The organism is Corynebacterium sp. HMSC067D03 (assembly GCF_001811185.1).
Lineage (GTDB): Bacteria > Actinomycetota > Actinomycetes > Mycobacteriales > Mycobacteriaceae > Corynebacterium > Corynebacterium coyleae.
Window position 1 is genome coordinate 7,076 of the sequence record NZ_KV803844.1, and the last position, 305, is coordinate 7,380.

At 56.1% G+C, this 305-nt stretch carries 1 protein-coding gene; it reads right to left on the reverse strand.

Annotated elements, in window-relative coordinates; all coding sequences use genetic code 11:
• Positions 1 to 305: YPDG domain-containing protein (locus tag HMPREF2785_RS12035; RefSeq protein WP_168164694.1), on the reverse strand; the 305-nt coding region annotated here is incomplete at both ends.

Consider the following 305-nt stretch of genomic DNA (forward strand, 5'->3'; position numbering starts at 1 on the left):
GTCGGGTTGCCATCCTTGTCCTTGAACTCAGGCTTTTCGACCTTGACGTCCTCACCAGGCTTGCCCGAACCGTCCTTGTACTCCGGCTCGATCTCATCCGCAGTCTTCGCATCCGGGTTGTCAACGGTGACGGTGACATCAACGTTGTCCTTAGAACCATCCGGGTAAGTCACAACAACCGGAACCGTGATCTTGTCACCCGGCTTCGCATTCTCCGGAATGGTCACCGTGATCTCACCAGTGTTCTCATCAATGGTCACGCCATCCGGAACATTCTCACCCGGAGTGAACGTGGTGCCATCCGG